This is a genomic window from Streptomyces sp. YIM 121038 (genome assembly GCF_006088715.1).
In the GTDB taxonomy this organism is placed as follows: Bacteria; Actinomycetota; Actinomycetes; order Streptomycetales; family Streptomycetaceae; genus Streptomyces.
The window spans coordinates 8,473,018-8,495,812 of sequence record NZ_CP030771.1; the positions used below are offsets into that span (position 1 = coordinate 8,473,018).

A 22,795-nucleotide genomic window follows, 5' to 3' on the forward strand; every position below is an offset into this window, starting at 1 on the left:
GAGGAGCAGGCATGGCTGAGGGCGGGACATGGGACCGGCGTGCGCTGTTACGGGGAGCCGCCGTCCTGACCGGTGCCGCCGCGGCCGCGCCGCTGCTGGACCGGGCGGCCACGGCGCTGGCAGGCGGCGGTGACGCCGACGCGCTGTTCAAGGCCGGGAGGTTCGAGCAGGCCGGTCGCGCGTACGAAGAGATCCTGGGAGCAGACCCGGAGAACCTGCACGCGGCCCGCCGTCGCGGCTATGTCGCGCTGCTGGCCAACCGGTTCCCCGACGCCGAGAAGTACCTCAAGGCGGCCGTCCGGTTGGCGCCCGACGACAAGGACGCCCACCTCTTCCTGGCCGACTGCTACCTCCGGCAGGACGAACTCGCCCTGTCCGCACCCCACTGGAAAGCGGGCGGCGAAGAGGCCTACGCCACGTGGTTCGCGGCGATCCGCGGCGAGCCGTATCAGGTCCACGGCGACACCGCGCGGCTGACCTGGAAGCAGATGGACCCGAACCCGCTGGTGGAGGCCTCGGTCAACGGTGGACCGCCGAAGCCCTTCGCGTTCTACACCGGTGCCTCGAATCTGAGTCTGACCTCGACGGTGGCCAAGGAGGCCGGGCTGAGCCCCCTCGCCAGCCAGAAGATCGACTTCGAGGGCCGTTCCCTCTGGGCGCACTACGGAGTACTGGATTCCTTCCGGCTGGGCGACATCGAACTGCGGAACGTCCCCGTGGGCTGGTCGGCGACGGAGTCGGGCGGTGACGTCGACCCCCACACCGACGGGGGCGCCGGCATGATCGGCACATGGGTCTTCGCCCACCTGCTGACCACCTTCGACTACGCGGGCCGCCAGCTGATCCTGCGCCGTCGCACCCCCGAAGCGGCCAGGAAGGCACGCGCCGCCGCCGCGCGAGCGGGCGCCGAGCCCCAGCCGCTGTGGCTGGCCGAGCAGTATCTGCACACCCGGGGCGGCGTCGCAGGCGCCGACGGCTCCCGCGCGGGCGTGGTGGGCGTGAACTTCGGCGGAAGCGGGGGCGAGAGCGCCGCGGTCGTGTTCGGGGACACGGCCGAGCAGTTGAAGATCCGCGCCGACTACGAGCGCCCGATCGGGACGTTCGCCCACAGCCACCCGGCCGTGACCTACCCCTGCTACCCGAGGGAGGTCCGCCTGGGCGACGCCACCGCCGAGGACATCTACTGCGAGACGCACCCCCAGGCCGCGCTCGCCCCCTATGGGTTCGACGTGCGAGCGGCTTTCTTCCACAGCTTCCACAAGCCGTACCGCATGACCCTCGACTTCACGGACATGAAGCTCTACGTCGTGCGGGGCAAGGCCACTTGACCATGGCGGCCGTACGGGTCCGGGGCGCCGTCCTCGCCATCACGCGTCGGCTGAAGTCAGTTGGAAATATGGACGGGCTGGCGTAGGTTGCCCTGGGGGACATTGACCACACGCGTGCGTCGGCTCCGGTCCACTCGGCCGGGCGGCGTCGCCTACTCAACGGGAGGCCTGATGCTCTTCATGGTGTCGACTTTGGTGGTACTCGCGGCAGCGATCGGGGCGTGCCTCGTCGTCCTCCGGCGTCGAGGGGGCTCCGGAGAACCCGGTGCGCTGGAGCGCGGGGCCCAGAGCCAGGGACTCGCGGGGGCGCTCGGCACGTCGAACGCCACGCGTCAGAACTCGGCCACTCCCTGAGTCCGACCGCCACCCGCACCGTCACACCGGCGACGGCCGAGCCCCACCACCTCGCGTAGGTCACCCGTAGGAACGTGCGCCATGGGCACACCTCTAGGTGAAGGATCACTGGGAGAGGGAGGGCCACGCATGACAGAGCAGACGACCGGCCTACGCACCGGACGGCCGGTGTACGGGTGCATGGGGCTCGGCGGTACCTGGGACGGCGTGCCGTACACCGCCGCGGACATCGCGCACGCCGAAGCCGCCGTCGAGGCCGCGCTCGACGCCGGCATGACGGTGTTCGACCACGCCGACATCTACCGGCGCGGCAAGGCCGAGGCGGTCTTCGGCGAGTTGCTCGACAGGGCGTCCGGGCTGCGGGAACGCATCGTCCTGCAGACCAAGTGCGGCATCCGGCAGGCGGACGGCCGGCACCCCGGCATGTACGACCTGCGGAGCGCGCACATCCTCCGGAGCGTCGAGGAGAGCCTCACCCGGCTGCGCACCGACGTGATCGACGTCCTGCTGCTGCACCGGCCCGATCCGCTGGCCGACCCGCAGGACATCGCGAAGGCCTTCGCCTCCCTGCACGGACAGGGCCTGGTACGTCACTTCGGCGTGTCGAACATGAGCGCCGCGCAGATCACCCACCTCCAGAGCCACCTCGATGTCCCGCTGGTCGCCAACCAGTTGGAGATGAGCCTGGGCAGCCGGGACTGGGTCGAGGCGGGCGTCCTCGTGAACACCCCGGCCGCGGCCGGGAACGGCTTCCCGCACGGGACCGTCGAGTACTGCCAGGCCCGCGAGATCCAGCTCCAGGCCTGGGGCGCCCTCGCCCAGGGCCGCTACACCGGCGGCAGTGACTCACCCACCGCGCAGCTCGTCTCCGACCTGGCCGCACGCAAACGGACGACACCGGAGACGATCCTGTTGTGGTGGCTGCAACGCCACCCGGCCCGCATCGCCCCGGTCATCGGCACCAGCCGACCCGAACGCATCCGCGCCTGCCGCGACGCCGTCAGCCGCGAGCCCGAACTCACCCACGAGGAGTGGTACGACCTGTGGGTCACCGCCCGTGGCGGCCCCTTGCCCTGAGCCTGAAGCTGGACGCTCGCCCGCCGCCCGGCCGGGGAGCGGCTTCGTGAACTGCTAATTCTTCGGGGCTTCTTCGCGGCGCCCGGGGAAGGCGGGACCGCGGCCCGCCGCGGGGAGGCGCCGCGCCACCAAGGCGATGGCCTCTTCTGCTGTGGCCGTCGGTCCCGCCTGTCCGTGTTCGGAGGGGGCCGAGGGCCTCCCTCGTCCCGGACGACAGGTTTCGGACCCATCGGGTGGCCTGCCGCACCACGTCGGCGGCACGAATCCTCAACCGGCCCGCCCCCGCCGACCGCGTCGGCCCCCTGGAACCGGCAGGACTGCCCCGGCTCCGCCCCAACTCACCAACGTGGCTTGATTTGTTCGGTCTTCTGTGTGACCACAGAAATACATGGACGCTTCATTGATTGAAAGGCGTCCCATCGGGCACAGTTGTCTAGACCACATCGCCGTCATCTGAGATGGGAATCCGCATGCCCACAAGAGACCGGCTCCACCGAATCCTGCTGCCCGCAGGGATCGCCCTCATCGTCGGCGCCACGATCGGCGCCACCCCCTCCACCGGCGCGACGGCCGGGACGAAGGCCAGCACCCCCGAGGCGTACGACCTCGTCATCCGGGGCGGCCACGTCATCGATCCGAAGAGCAACCTCGATGCCGTGCGCGACGTCGCCGTGAAGGACGGCAAGATCGCCAAGGTGGCCGCGAACATAGACGCCTCGGCCGCGAAGCAGACCGTCGACGCGGGCGGCAACTTCGTCACGCCGGGCCTGATCGACCTGCACGCCCACCTCTTCAACGGTCCGGAGGACGCGTACGCCAACGGCAAGAACGGCGTCGCCCCCGACGGGTTCACCTTCCGCTCCGGCGTCACCACCGCGGTGGACGCGGGATCCGCCGGCGCCTCCAACTTCGACCTCTTCAAGAAGAACACCATCGACCGGTCCAAGACCCGTGTGCTCGCCTTCCTGAACATCGTCGGCAAGGGCATGGCGGGCAACCCCGCCGAGCAGGACCTCAGCGACATGAAGCCCGGTCCGGCCGCCGAGAAGGCCCGCCAGTACCCGGGGACCATCGTCGGCATCAAGACGGCGCACTACGAGGGACCGGAGTGGACGCCCGTCGACAACTCCATCCAGGCGGGCAAGGACGCAGGCGTCCCGGTCCTCGTCGACTTCGGTGAGCCCCGCCCCGAGCGCCCCCTGAAGACGCTGCTCACCGAGAAGCTGCGCCCGGGCGACATCTACTCGCACGCCTACTCCGGAAACCGCGGCGAGCTGGGCCCGGACGGCAAGCTCAACCCGGCGATGCAGCAGGGCCGCGACCGCGGCGTCCTCTACGACGTCGGCCACGGCGGCGGCAGCTTCGGCTGGCGGGTCGCGGTCCCGGCGCTGAAGGAGGGGTTCACCCCCGACGCCATCTCCACCGACCTGCACATCACCAGCATGAACTCGGGCATGAAGGACATGACCAACGTGATGTCCAAGTTCCTCGCCCTCAACATGCCGCTGAAGGACGTCATCAGCGCTTCGACGTGGAAGCCCGCCCAGTCGATCAAGCGCCCCGACCTGGGGAACCTCTCGGTGGGCGCGCCCGCCGACATCGCGGTGTTCGCCCGCGAGCAGGGCAACTTCGGGTACGTGGACAGCTTCGGCTTCCGCGTGGACGGCACCCAGAAGCTGTCCACGGAGCTCACCGTCCGCGGCGGCCAGGTGGTCTGGGACCTCAACGGCAAGACCGCGAAGAAGTGGACGCCGAGCGCGAAGCCGGCGGACGGGCCGATCGGCCACTGAGCGGCTTCCGTTCCGCACCGCCGCCCGGCGCCGGACACCGCCCCGACGGGGTGTTCGGCACCGGGGGAGCGGGGGCGCCGCGCCGAGGTCCTTACCAGGGCTTCGGCGTCGGCGTCACCGCGTTTACGAGCCAACGTGTGACACCCTTCCCCGCACCTGGTGCCGCATTGACCCCACAGCGCCATCGCGCTGAGAAGCTTGTGGTCCTCCGCGCTCACGGCGGCGCTGCCCGCAGCAGCCTCGGCCGAGTCCGTGGCCGGACCGGCGCCACCGCGGCCGACCCGGTCGAGGGCCCGTCCGGGGCGGCGACCCTCGTCCAGCTCGGCGACAACGGCAGCAAGGTCGTCTACCCGGACGTACCTTCCGCTGAGAGCCCGGCCCGGCCCGGCCTCCTGCGCTCCCGCTCGGGAGGCCCGGCCGGGTGCCACGTGCTAGCGTTGAGCGTTTGCAGCGTCGCTGTGTCGGAGCTCCGCTCGGTGCCCCGTGCCGGTGGCCGCGTCCCCGCCGCGCCTTCCTCGGTACGGTCCCTTCGGAGGAAGGCTCTCAGTGAGCGCATCAGCACGTACCGACGCCCGGCAGCAGGACGAGGCACCGGAGGCCCCCGCGGCGGCCTCCTTCGCGGAGCTGGGGCTGCCCGCCGCGGTGCTGCGGGTGCTCGACGAGCACGGTGTGACGGTGCCCTTCCCCGTCCAGGCGGCCACCCTGCCGAACGCGCTCGCGGGACGGGACGTCCTGGGCCGGGGCCGCACGGGGTCCGGCAAGACGCTCGCCTTCGGCCTGGGGATGCTCGCCCGCACGGCCGGGCGGCGCGCGCAGCCCAAGGAGCCGCTGGCCCTCGTCCTGGTGCCCACCAGGGAGCTGGCGCAGCAGGTCGGTGAGGCGCTCGCCCCGTACGCCGAGGCGCTGCGGCTGCGGCTCGCGACCGTGGTGGGCGGCGTGTCCATCGGGCGGCAGGCCGCCGCGCTGCGGGACGGCGCCGAGATCGTCGTCGCCACCCCCGGTCGGCTGCACGACCTCATCGCGCGCAAGGGCTGCCGCCTCGGGCGGGTGCGCATCGCGGTCCTGGACGAGGCCGACCAGATGTGTGACATGGGGTTCCTGCCCCAGGTCACCGAGATCCTGGACCAGGTGCGTCCCGACGGGCAGCGGATGCTGTTCTCCGCCACCCTCGACCGCGACGTCGACCAGCTGGTGCAGAGCTACCTGCGCGACCCCGCCGTCCACTCCGTGGACCCCCCGTCCGGCGCGGTCCCCACGATCGAGCACCACGTCCTCGTCGTCCACGGCCCCGACCGGTACGCCGTGACCACGGAGATCGCCGCCCGGGACGGCCGCGTCCTGCTGTTCCTCGACACCAAGCACGGCGTCGACCAGCTCACCCGGCATCTGCGGGCCAACGGCGTGGCCGCCGCCGCCCTGCACAGCGGGAAGGCGCAGCCGCAGCGCACCCGGACCCTGGCCCAGTTCAAGAACGGGGAGGTCACCGCGCTGGTGGCGACGAACGTCGCCGCCCGCGGCCTGCACGTCGACGACCTCGACCTCGTGGTCAACGTCGACCCGGCCACCGACCCCAAGGACTATCTGCACCGCGCGGGCCGCACGGCCCGGGCCGGCCGCTCCGGCACCGTCGTGACGCTCGTCCTGTCGGGGCAGCGCCGCGAGACGAACCAGGTCATGACGGACGCCGACGTCACCCCCAAGGTCACCAAGGTGCGCTCCGGCGAGGCGGAGCTGAGCCGGATCACCGGCGCCCGGGCCCCCTCCGGCAAGCCCCTCGACGCCGGGTCCGCGGCCTCGCGCCCCAAGAACCACAACGCCCCCTTCCGCGGCCTGGGCAGCACCAAGGACGCGAAGGGCGGCTCGGGCTCCGGCACCAGGGCGTCCCGCAAGACCAGCGAGGCCCGCAAGCTCGCGGAGGCCCGCCAGGCGGCCCGGGTGCGGCGCGGCGGCTGAGCCCGGCTTCCCGGACCGCCCGGCGGCGCCTCCTCCCGGCCGCGCGGGGCGGGGGCGTACCGCCGGCGGAAACAGTCGAAGCGACGACCACGAGGGTTGTGCACAAGTCTGTCGGCCGTTACCCGGGGCGTGCAGAATCGGCCGCATGACGATCACCGCGGGCGCGCCGCCCACGCACCACACGCCCGCAGGACTCGCCCGGGGCTTCCTGACGGGCGGTGTGATCGGGGCGTCGCTCACCGCCTTCATCAGCGGGTGCGTCGTCGAGAAGGTGACGCTGGTCGTCACGGGACTGGCGCTGCCCGCGGTCTACGGTCTGGTCTTCTCCCTCCTCACCCTGCCGCGCCGCGCCCGTGAGGCCGCCGTCGCACCGCGCACGGCGCTCGCGATGATCGAGAGCCTGGAGGCCGTAGGGGGCGAGACCAGCGACGTACCGGTGCGGTTCGACCTGACCGTCGCACCGGACGACGCGCCTGCCTACCGCGTCGAGATCCGGCAGGACGTCAACCTCGTCGAGCTGTCCGACTACCGGCCCCGCGGCGTCGTGGTGGTCGCCTACCCGCCGGACAGGCCGTGGAAGGCGCGGATCGTGAAACGGCCCACGCCGGAGTGGGAGGAGCGGGCGGCCACGGAGCTCTTGGACTCGGCGCCCGGCCCCGCCATGAAGAGCGAGGCCCCGGAGGGACTCGCCGGCGGTCTCCTCACGCTCCTCGGCCTGCTGCTCGGCACGGCCGCCGTGCTCCTGCTGTTCCGCGCCGACCTGTTCGGCTCCGACGGGAACGGAGCGTCGCGGGGGCCGTCCGTCTCCTCCTCGTCGTCGACGACCACCGTGACGTCGGCGACCGGTACGGTCACCCTCGGCCCCGGGCAGTCGATGCTCGACCGGGGCGAACTGCGCAGGTCCGTCGAGTCGTTGACGCGGGGCGAGGGGCGGCGCCGAGCGCTCACCGTCGTCGTGCAGGACCGCATGCTGACGGTCGCGTTCTCTCCCACCGGTGTGAAGGGCGCCGGGTTCGACCCGCGTTCCCTGCCCTACGATCGTGTGCCCGCGCTGGTCGAGAAGGCCCGGGCCACCCTCGGCGCCGACTCGCCGCGGAGCTGGCAGCTGACCGCCGACGGCGTCAGCGGCTCGCTCACCCTCAGGGTCGTGGTGACCGGTGAGGGGGGCACGGGGACGCTGGAGGCGGACGGGCGGGGCAAAGTGCTGCGGCGCGGCGGCAGTTGACCGGGTCGGCGGGAGGAGGGGCGCATGGGGTGGGACGAGTTCCTGGTGCTGTGGTGTGCGGTGTGGGGCGCGGCGGCGGTGGTCGGGTACGGCATGTCCCTGGCCGGGGTGACCAAGGCGCAGCGGACGGTCCGGCTCACGGGGCGGATCGAGCGGGTGCGCGAGCCCCGTCACGGCGGGTCCCGGGTGGGCGGGATATCGGTGGTGGTCTCGTACCGCGATCCGGCCTCCGGGCAGGAGGTGACGGTGACGAACGACGGTGAGCGCGGCGAGGTGATCACCGCGGCGTGGGAGGGCCGGGAGGTCGGGGTCAGCCACCCGCGGGGCAGACCGCACGCCTACCGGTTCTCCACGGACCCCGAGCAGGCCAGTAGGGGGCTCGGCGGGCCGAATTGCGCGCTCTTCCTCGTCTACGCCGGGCTGGTGGCCCTCGCGGCGGTCGACTGGGGGTGGCCGTGGGCGTTGATCGGCTCCGGTGGGCCGTTGGCGGTCTACGCGGCCGTCCACCTGCCCGGGACGGTACGTGCCAAGCGCGACCGCATCGGCAGGCTGGCCGCGATGGAGGCCGCGCGGGGGCGGATCGTCGCGGTCCTGAAGGACGTCACCGTCGACCAGGACGACGGCCACACCTCGACCACCATCACCCCGGTCGTCTCGTTCACCACCCGCGAGGGTACGGCCGTCACCGCCCACTGCACGGCACACCTGCCTGACCCCGCCCGCGCCTACGGCCGTGACGTCACCGTCCACCACACGCCCGCCGATCCGTCCGACTTCACGCTGGACCGGGCGGCCGAGCAGCGCTCGCAGAACCTGGACGTGGTGGTCACCGCCCTGGCGATCGTGGTGCTCGCGGCGACGGCTGTGGTGGGAGCGGCACTGCTCTGAGGCCCGGCCGTCCGGGGCGCGGCCCCACGAGCAAGGTCTCGGATCCGTCGTGGCCCGGCGCCTTCCCGGGCCGTCGCGCCGGTCACAGACCGAGGATGCTGAGTGTTCCGGGCCGGTGGTCGGTGTCCTCGTCGGTCTCGGCCTCCGTGGTGGCCGCTTCCGTCGTGACGAGGCTGATGACGGTGCCGCTCTCCTCGAACAGGACCTTGCGGTCGGCCAGTTCGGCCAGCCGTGCCCGCACCTGGTCGATCGGGATGCCCAGGTCGGACGCGAGCTTGGCGGGGCGGGCGGGGGACGTGAGCCGTCGCAGCATCGCCTCGGTCCCGGGTTCGACCGGGATCCACCGGCGCGTGCCGAACCGGGTGTCGAGCACGCCGGGGTCTCCGGTGCCGTCGGCCGTGAGCACCAGGCGGGGCGGGGTGTCCCGCTGCCAGGCGGCGTGCCAGGCGTCGGTCAGCTCGCGCAGCTTCGTGATCCACTCGATGGACTGGAGCTGATACGGCGCCAGGTTCTCGTCGACGAAGAAGTAGGCGAGGTCGTGGAGCTGCTCGTCCGGCACCACGGGATAGGCGAGCCGGTAGAACTCCAGGGGTTGCAGGGCGAGTTCGTACTCGTCCCGCTTGGTGAAGTACGGGCTGTACCGGTCGAAGCGGACCAGGAAGGTCCCGTCGGGCGGCGGCAGGTGGACCAGGTTCGGCAGGTCCGTCGCGTACTTCCGGTAGACGTCCTCCTCCTCGCCGGGGAAGCCGATGAGCAGGTTCCACACCGGAGCGATGTCGTACCGCAGGCACTTCTGGAGGAACTGGAGGTTGAGGAACGACGTGGTGCCCTTGGCCATGAGCTTCAGGGTCGAGGTCGCGAGGGCCTCGATGCCGGGCTGCACCTCGCGCACCCCGGCCTGCGCCATGGTGCGGAAATCGCGGTCCGAGATGGGCACCTTGACCTCGTAGAAGAGGCGCGCTCCGGGCGGTGTCTTGAGGTGCGGGAAGACGTCACGCAGGTAGTTGCGCGGCATGATGTTGTCGGTGCCGTGAAACGCGGTGCACCAGGGGTGGTATTCGAAGAGCCAGTGGAGCTGCGCCAGCGCCTTCTCGGGGGCCATGGCGCGATATCCCATGCCCAAGCCGTTGAGCCCGCAGAACGTGCAGTGCGAGCGCTCTCCCCACCAGCAGCCGCGTGACGTCTCGAAGTAGAGCGTGGGTTCGTCCGCGCCGCCGCTCGCGCGCAGGGCTTCCTGCGAATCCTTGAACTTGTCGACGAAGCTCTGGTACTCCGGCTGTACGTAGTCGTCGATGTCGCAGTCCCGGCCGATGGCGCGACGGAATCGGTCGACGCTCACATTGTGCCTGGTCATCACTCCGGGGATGGCCTCGGCCCGTTCGGGCTCGCCGTCGAGCAGGCGCCGGACGAACTCGGGAAAGGTGTGCAGGGCGGGCCCGGAGAAAATGAAGTCGAGGGCGGGGATCCGCTCGGCGAGGACCGCGCCCATGGGGGCTTCGCAGTTGGCTCCGCCCATGATCGTGGTGACCTCGGGATTCCGCTGCTTGATCAGCTGCGCAAGGGCGATGCTGGGGATGCTCTGGGAGAACATGGAGGTGAACCCGACGATGTCGGCCGTCGCGAGGCCGTAGTCGTCGATGACGCCTTCGCAGAAGTCGCCCAGGCGGTTTCGTATGCGCAGCAGATGGGACCGGAAATCGCCCGACCGTTCATCGGCGAAGTAGCGCTGGAAGTAGTCGGACGTGTTGTCGTCGGAGTCCGGGAAGGCCAGGTTGCGAAAGAGCCACTCGCCGATTCCGGTGGTCAGGTTGCCGTATTCGTTGGCGAGCCGGTTGTATTCACCGGCGCCGAACGAGAGCGCGAAGTCGATGTTGACGTAGCAGATGTCGGTCCGCACCGAATCGCCGAACTCGCGCTCGGTGTGCGCGGCGAGCTGACTCAACGCCACCGATGGGCGGTACCAGTCGGCGAACGGCATGTTGACCAGGGCGATCCGCATGGTGCTCTCCTTCTCCGTGCTGGGTCGGAGCGTCCTGCCGGGCGCTCGGGCCGTCACGCCCGTGTCGCGGGGCGCCTCGCCGAAGACCGCTCCCTCCGGACGGAGGCGCGGCGATTCGATCGGGGGCGACGGGCGACAGGGGAAGGGCGAACGACGCGGCCGGATCATGGGACAGCAGGTGGCCATGCGAGGCTCGCAGATGCCCTATCCGGGTGCAAGGAGTGCGCAGGGATGGGCGGGGAATGCCTGGCTGACGCGTTCTCGCGGTATGCCTTCGCCCTGCCGCGCGCCGTAATCCGGTCTTTTGGCGCGGAGGGAATCGACGGGCCGGAAACTGGGGCGCGGGTCAGTGTTCGCGGGGTGCGATCACGGTGCCCGTCCGCTCGTCCCGTACGAGGATTGCCTCTACCGGACAACTCTCGCTCGCTTCGAGTACGAGATCGTTCTGCGCGACGCGGGGGTGGGTCGGCTGTGCGCGGTTGTCGACCAGCTGGAAATAGTCGGGTGCGATGCCCTCGCACATGCCGGAACCCATGCAGAGGGAGGTGTCGACTTTTACGCACCATGATTCCTTGCGCGGTGCTGTCATGTGGGCCCTCCTCCGGTTCGTGGCACCCTGTGCCGCCGGTGCCGTGGGAGCTGTTTCACCGTCATGACGGCCTTACCCGGGCATCGTCCGCATTACGTGAATGCCAGCATGACGAGCCGTCCAGCATAGAGATGTCCTGGTGCCAGGACATTAATCGGAACGTGGTGGGGAGTTCGGCCCAGGTACGGCGCTTGACCTCATAGTGCCGAGGTTGGACAGTGGGATGCCTGAGGGCCGGGCCACCGGATGAACGGCTGCCGCCCTTATCGACTCCGGAAGGCTTCGGCTGCCGGAGATTTTCTTTGCGGACGGCCCCGGACAGGGGTGCCTTTTCGGTTCGGCGAGACCGCGTTCGGCCGTGCCTCGATATGACTCATTCTCTGGTGCGTTTCCTGTGGTGGGGTGATGGACGTGCGAGAACCGGTGGGCCTGGAGCGGTCGCCGAGCAGGGCCGTCGAGCCGACCGCACCCGACCTGGACGTGACGGCCCCGGCCCTGGTCGACCGCTGGGCCGCACACACCCCCGAGGCCGTGGCCGTGGCGTGCGGTGACGTCCGCCTGACCTACCGGGACCTCGTCGACCGGGCGGGCCGGCTCGCGCGGGCGCTGGCCGGGCGCGGCGTGGGGCCGGAGTCGGTCGTGGCCGTGGTGCTGCCCGCGTCGGCCGACCTGATGGTGGTCCTGCTGGGCGTGCTGAAGGCCGGTGCCGCGTACCTGCCGATCGACCCGGACTATCCCGCTGAGCGCGTCGCGTTCATGCTCGGCGACGCGCGGCCGGTCCTGGTGGTGACCACGGAACAAGCGTCGGCCCGGCTGCCGCGAACCTGCCCCCGTGTGACGCTCGACGGCCTCGATGACGTGGCCGACCTCCATGACCACGACGACGACGCGGCCGGCCTCGCCGACCCGGCCGCCGCGGACCAGGCCGACCCCGCCTCGTCCGCGAATCCCTCTTGCGGGGCGGCGGTCTGCCACCCCGATCAACTCGTCTACGTCATCTACACGTCCGGGTCGAGCGGTGTGCCCAAGGGAGTCGCCGTCACCCACCGGGCCCTGGTGGCCTTCGCGAGCGACCGCGTCTGGCGCACGGGCACCCAGGAACGCGTGCTCCTGCACTTGCCCTTGGCCTTTGACGCCTCGGTGTATCCCTTGTGGGTGCCGCTGCTCAACGGAGGCCGGCTCGTGGTCAGTACCGCGCGGGAGCTGACGCCTGCCACGCTGGCGGCGATGGTGGCCGACCACGGAGTCACCGCGGCCATGGTGATCAGCTCGGTGTTCAACCTGCTGGTCGAGGAGGACGCGCGCTGCCTCGCGGGCCTCCGTGAGGTGGTCATCGGCGGGGAGCGCGTCTCGCCGCCCTTCGTCCGGCGTGCCCGGGCCGCCTGCCCGGACACCGTCTTCGCGAACCTGTACGGACCGACCGAGACGACGGTGTTCGCCACCGCCCACGTGGTGGCGCCCGCGGCGCGCTCGGGCACACCGGTGGATACGGGCATATCGGCTAAAGCGGGCATACGGTCTGAAGTGGGCGCGTCGGCCGATGCGGAGTCCGCCGTCGAGATCACCGGGGACCTCCCCGTCGAGATCACCGGGGACCTCCCCGTCGAGATCGCCGGGGAGGTCCCCGTCGGGCACCCCTTCGAGCGCATGCGTGCCCTGGTGCTCGACGAGCGGCTGCGGCCGACACCTCCGGGGACGCCCGGCGAGATCTACCTCGCGGGCGTCCAACTGGCGCGCGGCTACCTGAACCGGGCCGGGCTCACCGCCGAGCGGTTCGTCGCCTGCCCGTACGGGCCCGCCGGGGCACGCATGTACCGCACGGGCGACCTGGGGTTCAGCACGCCGGACGGCACGCTGGTCTGCCAAGGCCGGGCCGACGACCAGGTGAAGGTGCGGGGCTTCCGCATCGAGCTGGGCGAGATCGAGACGACCCTCCTCGCCCACCCGGCGGTGGCACACGCGGCGGCGGCCGTCCACGGCGACGACGGCCTGGGCAAGCACCTGGTGGGTTACGTGGTGCCCGCCGACGAGCCGACCGCGCCGGGCGGTGCCGAGGCGGAGCGGCTCAGGGAGTTCCTCGCGCGGCGCCTTCCGGGATACATGGTGCCCTCGGTGTTCGTGACCCTGGACCGGCTGCCGCTCACCCCGAACGGAAAGCTGGACCGGGCCGCCCTGCCCGCACCGGAGTTCGGCACCGGCGCCTATCGCGCGCCCGACACCGCGCACGCGCAGGTCGTCGCGGAGGTGTTCGCCGAGGTGCTCGGTCTGGAGCGGGTGGGCGCCGACGACGACTTCGTCGCCCTGGGCGGCGACAGCATCCAGTCGATCCAGGTGGCGGCCCGCGCCCGCGCCCGGGGCCTCACGCTCGACGTACGGGAGATCCTCCAGCGGCGCACGGTCACCACCCTGGCGACGGCGGCGCACACCGCCGGGCGCGGCGAGGCCGACAGGAAGCTGGAGGAGCTCGAAGGCGGCGGAGTGGGGTGGATGCCGCTGCTGCCCGCGGCACGGTGGATCAAGGACAGGGGCGCCGGGTTCGAGCGGCTGGCGCAGGCCGTCGTCCTGGAACTTCCCGAGGGAATCGACCGGGACGGTCTCGTCGCCACGGTGGCCGCCGTCGTCGACCGGCACGACCTGCTGCGGGCCCGCCTCGTACCGGACGGAGTGGTCGTCGAGCCGCCGGGCCGGATGGACGTCGGCCGCCTGGTCCGGCGGGTCGCGTGCGACGGGCGCTGGGACGAGGAGAGCTGGCACCCCCTGCTCGCGTCCCGGCTCGACGCGGCAGCGGGCGAGATGGACCCCGCCCGGGGCCTGCTGGCCGCCTGCGTGTGGTTCGACCCCCCGGCGGGGCCGGGCCGCCTGCTGATGGTGGTGCACCACCTGGCCGCCGACGGGGTGACCTGGCGGATCCTGATGCCGGACTTCGCCGCGGCCTGGAAGCGGATACGGGCGGGGGAGCGGCCCGCGCTGCCGCCGGTGGCCACCTCGGCGCGACGCTGGGCGCACGCGCTGGCGGACGCCGCGTACGCCGACGCGCGCGTGGCCGAACTGCCCTACTGGCGCTCCGTCCTGGAGGGGCCGGACCCGGAGTTGGGAGCGCGGCGCCTCGACCCGGCCGTCGACACCACGGACACCGTGCGGCAGGTGCGGGTCTCGCTGCCGCCCCACGTCACGCGGACGCTGCTGACCGCCGTGCCCTCGGCCTTCCACGGCAACGTCCAGGACGGCCTGCTGACCGGGCTCGCCCTGGCCCTCGCGCACTGGCGCCGACGACGCGGCACGGACGAGCGGTCCCTGCTGCTCCGCCTCGAAGGCCACGGGCGGGAGGAGGAGATCGCACCGGGCGCGGACCTGTCCCGCACCGCGGGCTGGCTCTCCAGCGTCTTCCCCGTCCGCCTCGACCTGGACGGGACCGACGTGGCGGAGGCCTTCGCCGGGGGGCCGGCCGCGGGCACGGCCCTCAAGCTGGTCAAGGAGCAGTCGCGAGCCGTCCCGGGCAAGGGCATGGGGTACGGGCTGCTGCGCTACCTGAACGGCCGGACCGCCCCGGCGCTCGCTCCCTACCCGCTCGGCCAGGTCGGGTTCAACTACCTGGGCCGCTTCTCCGCCGCCGACCTCCCCGACGAGCTGCGCGGCCTCGGCTGGACCCGCACCGGTGACCGCGCCGAGCTGGAGACCCTCGCGGCGCTCGACGCCGGGCACAACCCCCTCATGCCCGCGCCCTGCGAGCTGGCCGTCAACGCCACGGTGGCCGACGAAGCCGACGGGCCGCGCCTCGCGGCCACGTTCGCCGCGCCGCGGGGCGTGCTCTCCCGTGCCGAGGTGCGCGAGCTGGCCGACCTGTGGTGCGCCGCCCTGGAGGGCCTGGCCCGGCACGCGCGCGCACCGGGCGCCGGCGGCCTGACGCCCTCGGACGTGCCGTTGGTCGCCGTGGCGCAGAGCGAACTCGACGCGTGGGGCAAGGAACACCCGGGCCTCGCGGACGTATGGCCGCTGACGCCCCTGCAAGCCGGGATGGTGCACCACACGACGCTCGCGGACACGGACCCCGGTACCTACCACGTACAGCTCGTGATCGGGATCCGCGGCACGGTCGACGCCCCGCGGATGCGCGCGGCGGCCCGCTCCCTGATCGACCGGCACGCGGCGCTGCGCACCGCGTTCGCGACGACGGACGCGGGGGCCTGGGTCCAGCTGGTCGTCGCGCGCGCCGAGGCCCCGTGGCGCGAGGTCACGCTGCCCGACGACACCGCGTTCGAGGCCTTCCTGACGAAGGAGCGCGGCGAGCCCTTCGACCTGGCGGGCCCGCCACTGCTGCGGTGGACCCTCGCCCGCGTCGGCCCGAGCCGCGCCGAGCTGGTCCTCACCGCCCACCACGCCCTGTTCGACGGCTGGTCGGAACCGATCCTGGCGCGCGACCTGCTGCGCGCGTACGGCGGGGACAGCGCCGTCGCGGACCCCCGTCCCTTCAAGGACTTCCTGGGCTGGCTCGCGCGGCGGGACCGGGAGCGGTCGGCGCGGGCGCACGCGCGGGCGCTCGCCGGGCTGAGCGGGCCCACGCTGGTGGCCCCCACCCCCGCCCCCGCCCGAGCCCCCGCCCGCGCACCCGGCCCGGCCACCGCGCCTCCCGCGACCACCGACTCCACCGGCCCCGGCGAACTCGACGTACCCCTGAGCGACCGTGACGCGGACGCGCTCGCCCGGCGCGCCGTCGAACTCGGCTGCACCCTCAACAACGTCGTGCAGGCGGCCTGGGGGATCGTGCTCGGCCGGCTCACCGCGAGCACCGACGTGGTGTTCGGCGGCGCGGTGTCCGCCCGGCCCCCGGAGGTGGACGGCGTCGAGTCGATGGTGGGGCTGTTCCTCAACACCGTGCCGGTGCGGGCGAGGTGCGGGCCCTGGCAGACGCTCGCCGAGGTGGCGGCGGGGGTGCGCGCCACCCAGAACGGCCTGCTCGACCACCACCACTGCGCCCTCCTCGACGTGCACGAGGCCGTGGGTCTCGACGTCCTCTTCGACACCCTCGTCGCCTTCCAGTCCCATCCGCCCCGGCACCCGGAGATCGCCGCGGCGGGCGCCACGGGAGGCCTTGACGTCACGGCGTGCCGGTCCGTCGGCGCCTCGCACTATCCGCTGGTCGTGTACGCGGACCAGGACCACCGGCTGCGGCTGCGGCTCCAGTACCGGCGCGGCGCCTTCGACCGGACCGCGGCCACGCGGGTCGCGGACGCGTTCGGGCGCGTGCTGCGCGCGTTCGCTGACGATCCCGGCCGCTCGGTCGCCTCCGTGGCCGTGACGGAGCCCGGCGTGCCGGTCCCGGACGCCCCAGGCCCGGCACGGCCGACCGCCCGGACGCGCCGGGTCTCGGCTGCGGACCTCTGCGCCCGGCGCGCCGCCACGGACCCCGAGGCGGAAGCCCTGATCGCCGACGGCTCCGCGCCGACCTGGCGGGACCTGAACGACAGGGCGGACCGCCTCGCGCGGCGGCTGCGCCGACGCGGCCTGGGACCCGAAGCCGTGGTGGCCGCCTGCTGCTCCGACCCGGCGGACCGGGCCGTGGCGCTGCTCGCCGTGGTGAAGAGCGGCGCCTGCCTGCTGCCGATCGACCCCGGTGACCCACGGGCGTGGACCGCCGCCGTCCTGGCGGACGCCCGCCCGCACGCGCTCGTCGCGGACCCGGCAGCCGCCGCCCTGACCTGGCCCGGCCTGACGCCGATACCGGTCGACGCCCCCGGCGACGAGGGCACGGACCCCGCGCCTCCGCCGGGCGACCCGACCCCGCCACCGGCCCCGACCCCGCCACCGGCCCCGGCCGCGACCCGTCCCGTGAGGCCGGAGCACCTCGCCTACCTCCGCTACGGCCCGGACGCGGCAGCGCGGCCGTACGCCGTGGCCCTCACCCACGCCGCCCTGGCCGACGGCGCGCCCGCGACCGGCCCCGGGGCGAGCGTCTGGGACCCGCTGCTCGCCCTCTGCCTCGGCCGCGCCGTCGACGTGCGGCGCGACGCACCGCCGCCGGACGCCCTCCGCGCGGCGCCCCCGGAGCCCGCGCGCGTCCGGCTGCTCGGCCCCACCCTCGCCCCGGCCGGGCCGGGCGCCGTGGGCGAGCTGTACCTCGCCGGGGAGTTCGCCCGCGGCCTGCACCGGCGTCCCGGGCTCAGCGCCGGGCACTTCGTCGCCGACCCCTACGGGCCGCCCGGCGCCCGCATGCTCCGTACCGGAGTACGCGCCCGGCGCGGCGCCGACCACCGGATCGAGCCCGTGGGCGACCGGTCGCGCACCGAGGCCACGGCGGTGGAGACCGTGCTGCTGTCCCACCCCGAGGTGGCCGAGGCGCTCGTGGTCACCGACGGACACGGGACGACGGGGCCCACCGCGTACGTCGTCACGGTCGACGGACGCCCCGTGTCCACGCACGAGGTGCTCGACCTCGTCGTCCAGCGGCTGCCCGCCCGGGTGGTGCCCCTCGCCGTGACGCGGGTCGAACGGCTGCCGTCCGGCGGCGCGGCCGGGGCCGCCCGCCGCCCGCCGCGGAGCGCGACCGGCCGCAGAGCGCCGCGCGACGAGCGGGAGACCACGCTGGTCAAGCTGTTCACCGAGGCGCTCGGGCACGACGGAATCGGCATCGACGACGACTTCTTCGCCTGCGGCGGCAATTCCCTGCGGGCGACCAGGCTGATCAACCGCATGCGCGCCGAGCTGGGAGCGCAGGTGTCGATCCGGACCGTCTTCGCGTACCCGACCGTCGCCGAGCTGGCCGCGCGGTGGACGACCGTCGCCACGGTCGGCCGCCCCGGCCTTCGCCGGGTCACCGAGATCCCTGAGGAGTAGCCGCGCATGAGTGTCGACATCGAGGAGCTGGTCCCGGAGAGCCCCTACGTCTGGCGGGCGCGCAGGCCGGGGCACCGGCGGCGGCTGATCTGCTTCCCGCACGCGGGCGCGGGCGCCGCCGCCTACACGGCCTGGGCCGAGCGGCTTCCCGCGGACGTCGAACTGGTCGCGGTGCAGCTGCCCGGCCGTCAGAACCGGATCACCGAGGAGCCCTTCACCGAGGTCGGCCCGTTGGTCCGGGTCCTGGTCCACGCCCTGCGCGCCGTCCTGGACGGCCCGGTCGCCTTCTTCGGCCACTCCTGCGGGGCCGCGCTGGCCTACGAACTCGCCCGGGCGCTGCGCGCGCGGGGCCACCGGGGCCCCGAGCAGCTCTTCCTCTCCGCGCAACCGGCGCCGGGGCGAACGGGCGTCCGTCAGCTCCACGAACTGCCGGACGACGCGTTCCGCGCCGAGATCATCCGGCTCGGCGGGATCGAGGCCGAGATCCTCGCCGACGAGGACGTGATGGGCTCCCTCCTGACCGTCCTGCGCGCGGACTTCGCGCTGTGGGAACGACACCGCCTGACCGCGGGGCCGCCGCTGGAGTGCCCCGTCACCGTGCTCGCGGGCACCGCCGACCCCCGGTCCCCCGTGGACACCCTGAGCGCGTGGTCGGCGTGCACCACCAAGGACGTCACCACCCGGCTGTACGAGGGCGGCCACTTCTACTTCCTGGACCAGCTGGCCGACGTGGTCGCGTTCATCGGCGAGCGGACACTGGCCCCGGCGACGGATGGGGGAACGAGATGACGCACGTCGACGGGCCCGGCCGGCGCGACCGGGCCGACCGGCTTTCCCCGTCCGACCGGTTCAGCCCGTTCGGCGCGTCCGGGCAGCTCGACCAGGAGGCCCTCGACCGCGTCGCCGACGCGGCCCGGCGGCTCCCCGGCGTCGCCGACGCGGCCGCGGTCGCCCGCAGGACGGCCGGCCCCGCCGCGCCGCCCGCGTCCGCCGCCCCCGCCCCGCCGCCCGCGGCCGGCGCCGACGGCCCGCTCGCCGACCTCGACGGCGGGCCCCTGACCGTTCCCGACGGCGCGCCCGCCACGCTGCAAGCGGCCCTCCGCACGGCGGCCGCGTACGCCCCCGACCGCGGCACGCTCTTCATCAGGCGCGACCACGACGACGACGTCCAGACGTACCCGGAGCTGCTCGCCGAGGCCGAGCGCGCCCTCGGCGGTCTGCGCGCGGCGGGACTGCGCCCCGGCGACTCCGCCCTCTTCGTGTTCGCCGACAACCGCGCCTACCTCACGGCCTTCTGGGCGTGCGTGCTCGGCGGGTTCGTACCGGCGCCCGTCGCCGTCGCCCCGACGTACCGGACGCCCAACGAACCCAACCGCAAGCTGCACAACGCCTGGGAACTGCTCGGCCGGCCGGTGCTGCTCACCGACACGGCCACCGCCGGGACGCTGGCCGGGGTGCGCGCGCTGTGGGGCGAGCCCGACGTGCGCGTCCTCACCACCCACGACCTCCTCCAGGCGCCACCGGACCACGACTGGTTCCCCGCGACGCCCGATGACCCCGTGCTCGACCTGCTCACCTCCGGCAGCACCGGCGTGCCCAAGTGCGTACGGCACACCCACGCCTCAGTGGCGGCCCGTACGTACGCGGTCGCCGCGCACTGCGGACTGACCGAGCACGACGTCAGCCTCATCTGGATGCCGCTGGACCACGTGACCGTCGCGATGTACAACGTGCGCGACGTGTTCGTCAGGTGCTGGCACGTCAACGCGCGGACCGACCACTTCCTCGTCGACCCCCTGCTCTGGCTCGACTGGATGGACCGGTACCGGGTGACCAACACCTGGGCGCCCAACTTCGCCTTCTCCATGGTCAACGAGCGGGAAGCGGAGATCCGCCGGCGGTCCTGGGACCTGTCCCGCGTCCGCGAGCTGGTCAACGCGGGGGAGCCCGTCGTCGCCTCGACCAGCCACCGTTTCCTCGACCTGCTCGCGCCGCACGGGCTGCGCGCCGACGCGATGGTGCCGTGCTGGGGCATGTCGGAGACGTGCTCGGGGGTCACCTACACCCGGCAGAGCCGCGCCGAGCCCGCCGCTGGCACCGTCGCGGTGGACCCCGCGTCCCTGAGCGGCGCCGTCCGCCGGCTGCCGCCCGGCGACCGGCGCGCGGCGGTGCTCTCCACCGTGGGACGGCCGATCCCCGGGGTCCGGCTGCGCGTCACGGCCGACGACGGGGCCGTCCGGCCGGAGCACAGGGTGGGCGAACTCCGCGTCCAGGGCGCCACGATGATGCGCGGCTACTTCCGCAACGAGGAGGCCGAGCGCGCCGCGTACGACGAGCACCACTGGTTCCGCACGGGTGACCTCGCCTTCGTCAGCGACGGCGAGGTCGTCATCGCCGGGCGCGCCAAGGACCAGATCATCGTGCGCGGCATCAACTACCTGGCGCACGAACTGGAGAGCGTCGTCGAGCGGGTCGACGGCGTACGTCCCACGTTCGTGGCCGCGGCGGGGGTGCGCGAACCGGCCGCCACGTCCGACCGCCTCGCCGTCTTCTTCGTGCCCGAGGACCCGCCCGGGCACGACGGGGCCACGGCGCTCACCCGGATCGCCGAGGACACGCGCCTGGCCCTGGGGCGGGAGGCCGGGCTCGCCCCGGACCTCCTCGTGCCCCTGAGGGAGGCCGAGTTCCCCAAGACCAGCAGCGGGAAGATCCAGCGGTCCGCGCTGGTCGACCGGCTGCGCGCCGGAGCGTTCGACGACCGCCTCATCACGGCCACCGGGGAGACGGAACGACGCGCAGTCGCCCGGCGCCAGTGGGTGCCCCTGCCCGGGCCCACCCCCCGGAGCGACGACGGCGTGCGGCTGCTGCTCGCCGACAAGGAGGTGCTCAGGCGGCTGCGCCCCGACGGCCCGCTGGTCGTCGCGGCCCGGGGCGAGGGGTTCGTCGAGGAGGTACCGGACCGGTACCGCGTACGGCCGGACGACCGGGCGCGGATACGGGACCTGCTGCGGTCGGTGACCGGCCGGCACGGCGCGATCTCCACCGTCGTGTTCGCTCTCCCGCTGTCGTGCGACGGCGACCCCCTGACGAAGCTGACCGCGACGACGGCCGAACTGACCGCGCTGATCGGCGCGCTCGCCGAGGAGGAGTTCGGCAGCCCCCTCGTGCTCGTCCTCACCGCGGGAGCGCTGCACGTCCGCGACGGCGACCGGGTCGACCTCGGCACCTGCGCGGTGCCCGGCCTGGTCAGGACCGCGGTCGGCGAGTCCACCACACCGCGGATCCGGCACCTCGACCTGCCCGCCGACCACCGGCGGTGGGAGCAGGCGCTGCGCACGGAACTGACCGACCGGGACCGCACCGGCGTCGTCGCCGCACGGGACCAGCACCGCTGGCGGCCGGTCCTGGTACCCGTCCCCGAGGACAGCGGCACGGACGGCGCCGCACCGCCGGTGATCACGGGCGGCCGGTACCTGATCACCGGTGGCCTCGGTGGCATCGCCCTGGACATCGCCGGACACCTGCTGGCCGCGTACGGGGCCAGGCTGCTGCTCGTGGGGCGCTCGCCCGCCGAGGGGGAGAAGGCCGCCCGCCTCGCCGACCTTGCCGAGCTGGGCGACGTCCGACACCACCGGGCCGACGTCGCCGACGCCTTCGCCCTCGAAGCCGCGCTCGCCTCGGCCGAGGAGGCCTGGGGCGCGCCCGTGGACGGGGTGCTGCACCTGGCCGCCGCCGACCCGACCGGGCAGTGGGCGGCCCTCGAACGGCACACCCTCGCCCGGGAGACCGCGGCGACCTTCGCCGAGCAGTACCACGCCAAGGTGGCCGGAACGCTCGCCGTGGCGCGGGTGCTCCACCGCCGCCCGGACGCCACGCTCGTCCTCTTCGGCTCCGTGAACGGCGAGTTCGGCGGCCATTCGTTCGGCGCCTACTCCGCGGCGAACGCCTTCCTCGTGGGCTTCGCCGACCACTGGCGGCACGAACGCGGCCGTTCCGTACGGTGCTTGGCCTGGAGCATGTGGACCGGCGTCGGCATGAACCGGGACCGGCCGAGCGAGCCCGCGCGGCGCCGCGGGTTCCTGGCCGTCGACCCCGACGAGGGCCTGAAGCTGCTCCTGGGCGCCCTGACCTCCCCCCACCACTACCTGCTCCTCGGCCTCGACCTCGCCCATCCGCGGATCGTCGAGGAACTGGCCCCGCAAGGGCTGCGCGTCAGCGAACTCGTGGTCGCCTACACCAGGCGGGACACGCCCTCCACCCCGCGGGCCCCCGCCGCGGACGCCCACCCCGAGGCCGTGCGCGCCGCCCTGGAGTCCCATGTCCGCGCCTGCCCGGTGCCGGTGCGCCTCGTGGAGCTGCCGCGCATCCCCCGGCACGCCGACGGCACCGTCGACGCGCCCCGGCTCCTGCTCGACGCGGCCCCGCGCCGGGCCGCCCGCGCCCACACCCCGCCGGCCACCGCACTCGAACGGCGCCTGGCCCGCATCTGGTCCGACGCCCTCGACCGCCCGCGGGTGGGCAGGGACGACTCGTTCTTCGAACTCGGCGGCGACTCCCTGCGCGCCGCCCGGCTGCTCGGCCTGGTCGACGACCGGATCGCGGTCCGCATGACCACCCAGGAGTTCTACGAGGACCCCACGGTCGCGGGCATGGCCGCGACCGTCGAACGACTCCGCACGCCCCCGGCAGAAGCCACCCCCCTCGCACCCCCCTCCGAATCCCCCCTTCCGAGGCCTCCCTTCTGAAGAGCGTGCGCTGTCT

11 protein-coding genes are annotated in these 22,795 nt (G+C 73.4%); 9 read left to right on the forward strand and 2 right to left on the reverse strand.

The genetic code is table 11. The annotated features are described in order from the left end of the window. The first annotated feature begins 11 nt into the window (after positions 1–11). From C9F11_RS35440 to C9F11_RS35470, 6 genes are all read left to right on the forward strand, one after another. A complete protein-coding gene (locus C9F11_RS35440) occupies positions 12–1,328 on the forward strand; it encodes a tetratricopeptide repeat protein (protein ID WP_138963430.1) in 1,317 nt (438 codons plus the stop codon). A gap of 483 nt (positions 1,329–1,811) precedes the next feature. Further along, on the forward strand, positions 1,812–2,759 hold the full coding sequence (locus C9F11_RS35450; RefSeq protein WP_249402018.1) for an aldo/keto reductase: 948 nt from the start codon (positions 1,812–1,814) through the stop codon (positions 2,757–2,759). 470 nt (positions 2,760–3,229) lie between these two features. Then, positions 3,230–4,549, forward strand: coding sequence for an amidohydrolase/deacetylase family metallohydrolase (locus tag C9F11_RS35455; RefSeq protein ID WP_138963434.1), 1,320 nt, complete (start codon positions 3,230–3,232; stop codon positions 4,547–4,549). A gap of 546 nt (positions 4,550–5,095) precedes the next feature. Then, the gene (locus tag C9F11_RS35460) at positions 5,096–6,502 is read left to right on the forward strand and encodes a DEAD/DEAH box helicase (protein WP_138963436.1); all 1,407 of its coding nucleotides are present in this window, start codon (positions 5,096–5,098) and stop codon (positions 6,500–6,502) included. Positions 6,503–6,647: 145 nt separating this feature from the next. Beyond that, positions 6,648–7,727: a hypothetical protein gene (locus C9F11_RS35465; protein ID WP_138963438.1), complete on the forward strand. Its 1,080-nt coding sequence runs from the start codon at positions 6,648–6,650 to the stop codon at positions 7,725–7,727. A 24-nt stretch (positions 7,728–7,751) separates the two neighbouring features. Next, on the forward strand, positions 7,752–8,615 hold the full coding sequence (locus C9F11_RS35470) for a DUF3592 domain-containing protein (protein WP_138963440.1): 864 nt from the start codon (positions 7,752–7,754) through the stop codon (positions 8,613–8,615). An 82-nt stretch (positions 8,616–8,697) separates the two neighbouring features. Here the strand turns inward: C9F11_RS35470 and C9F11_RS35475 are convergent, their stop codons facing one another. Both C9F11_RS35475 and C9F11_RS35480 read right to left on the reverse strand, forming a co-directional pair. Then, positions 8,698–10,614 (reverse strand): RiPP maturation radical SAM C-methyltransferase, encoded by a 1,917-nt coding sequence (locus tag C9F11_RS35475; RefSeq protein WP_171075938.1) that lies wholly within the window; start codon positions 10,612–10,614, stop codon positions 8,698–8,700. A gap of 346 nt (positions 10,615–10,960) precedes the next feature. After that, entirely contained in the window at positions 10,961–11,203 is a 243-nt protein-coding gene (locus C9F11_RS35480) for a ferredoxin (RefSeq protein WP_138963444.1), read from the reverse strand. A 405-nt stretch (positions 11,204–11,608) separates the two neighbouring features. On the opposite strand from C9F11_RS35480, the gene C9F11_RS35485 reads away from it, so the two are divergent. The 3 genes from C9F11_RS35485 to C9F11_RS35495 are packed head-to-tail and all read left to right on the forward strand — an operon-like array spanning position 11,609 to position 22,779. Next, positions 11,609–18,034, forward strand: coding sequence for an AMP-binding protein (locus C9F11_RS35485; RefSeq protein WP_138963446.1), 6,426 nt, complete (start codon positions 11,609–11,611; stop codon positions 18,032–18,034). A gap of 6 nt (positions 18,035–18,040) precedes the next feature. Beyond that, on the forward strand, positions 18,041–18,823 hold the full coding sequence (locus tag C9F11_RS35490) for an alpha/beta fold hydrolase (RefSeq protein WP_138963448.1): 783 nt from the start codon (positions 18,041–18,043) through the stop codon (positions 18,821–18,823). Continuing rightward, the gene (locus tag C9F11_RS35495; protein ID WP_138963450.1) at positions 18,820–22,779 is read left to right on the forward strand and encodes an SDR family NAD(P)-dependent oxidoreductase; all 3,960 of its coding nucleotides are present in this window, start codon (positions 18,820–18,822) and stop codon (positions 22,777–22,779) included. Before C9F11_RS35490 ends, C9F11_RS35495 begins: the two co-directional genes overlap by 4 nt. The last annotated feature ends 16 nt before the right edge of the window (positions 22,780–22,795 follow it).

What these genes read in the sequence shown, in the direction of transcription:
- C9F11_RS35440 (WP_138963430.1), top strand. Translation starts at nt 12, where the DNA reads ATGGCTGAGGGCGGGACATGGGACCGGCGTGCGCTGTTACGGGGAGCC.
- C9F11_RS35450 (WP_249402018.1), top strand. Translation starts at nt 1,812, where the DNA reads ATGACAGAGCAGACGACCGGCCTACGCACCGGACGGCCGGTGTACGGG.
- C9F11_RS35455 (WP_138963434.1), top strand. Translation starts at nt 3,230, where the DNA reads ATGCCCACAAGAGACCGGCTCCACCGAATCCTGCTGCCCGCAGGGATC.
- C9F11_RS35465 (WP_138963438.1), top strand. Translation starts at nt 6,648, where the DNA reads ATGACGATCACCGCGGGCGCGCCGCCCACGCACCACACGCCCGCAGGA.
- C9F11_RS35470 (WP_138963440.1), top strand. Translation starts at nt 7,752, where the DNA reads ATGGGGTGGGACGAGTTCCTGGTGCTGTGGTGTGCGGTGTGGGGCGCG.
- C9F11_RS35475 (WP_171075938.1), bottom strand. Translation starts at nt 10,614, where the DNA reads ATGCGGATCGCCCTGGTCAACATGCCGTTCGCCGACTGGTACCGCCCA.
- C9F11_RS35480 (WP_138963444.1), bottom strand. Translation starts at nt 11,203, where the DNA reads ATGACAGCACCGCGCAAGGAATCATGGTGCGTAAAAGTCGACACCTCC.
- C9F11_RS35485 (WP_138963446.1), top strand. Translation starts at nt 11,609, where the DNA reads ATGGACGTGCGAGAACCGGTGGGCCTGGAGCGGTCGCCGAGCAGGGCC.
- C9F11_RS35490 (WP_138963448.1), top strand. Translation starts at nt 18,041, where the DNA reads ATGAGTGTCGACATCGAGGAGCTGGTCCCGGAGAGCCCCTACGTCTGG.
- C9F11_RS35495 (WP_138963450.1), top strand. Translation starts at nt 18,820, where the DNA reads ATGACGCACGTCGACGGGCCCGGCCGGCGCGACCGGGCCGACCGGCTT.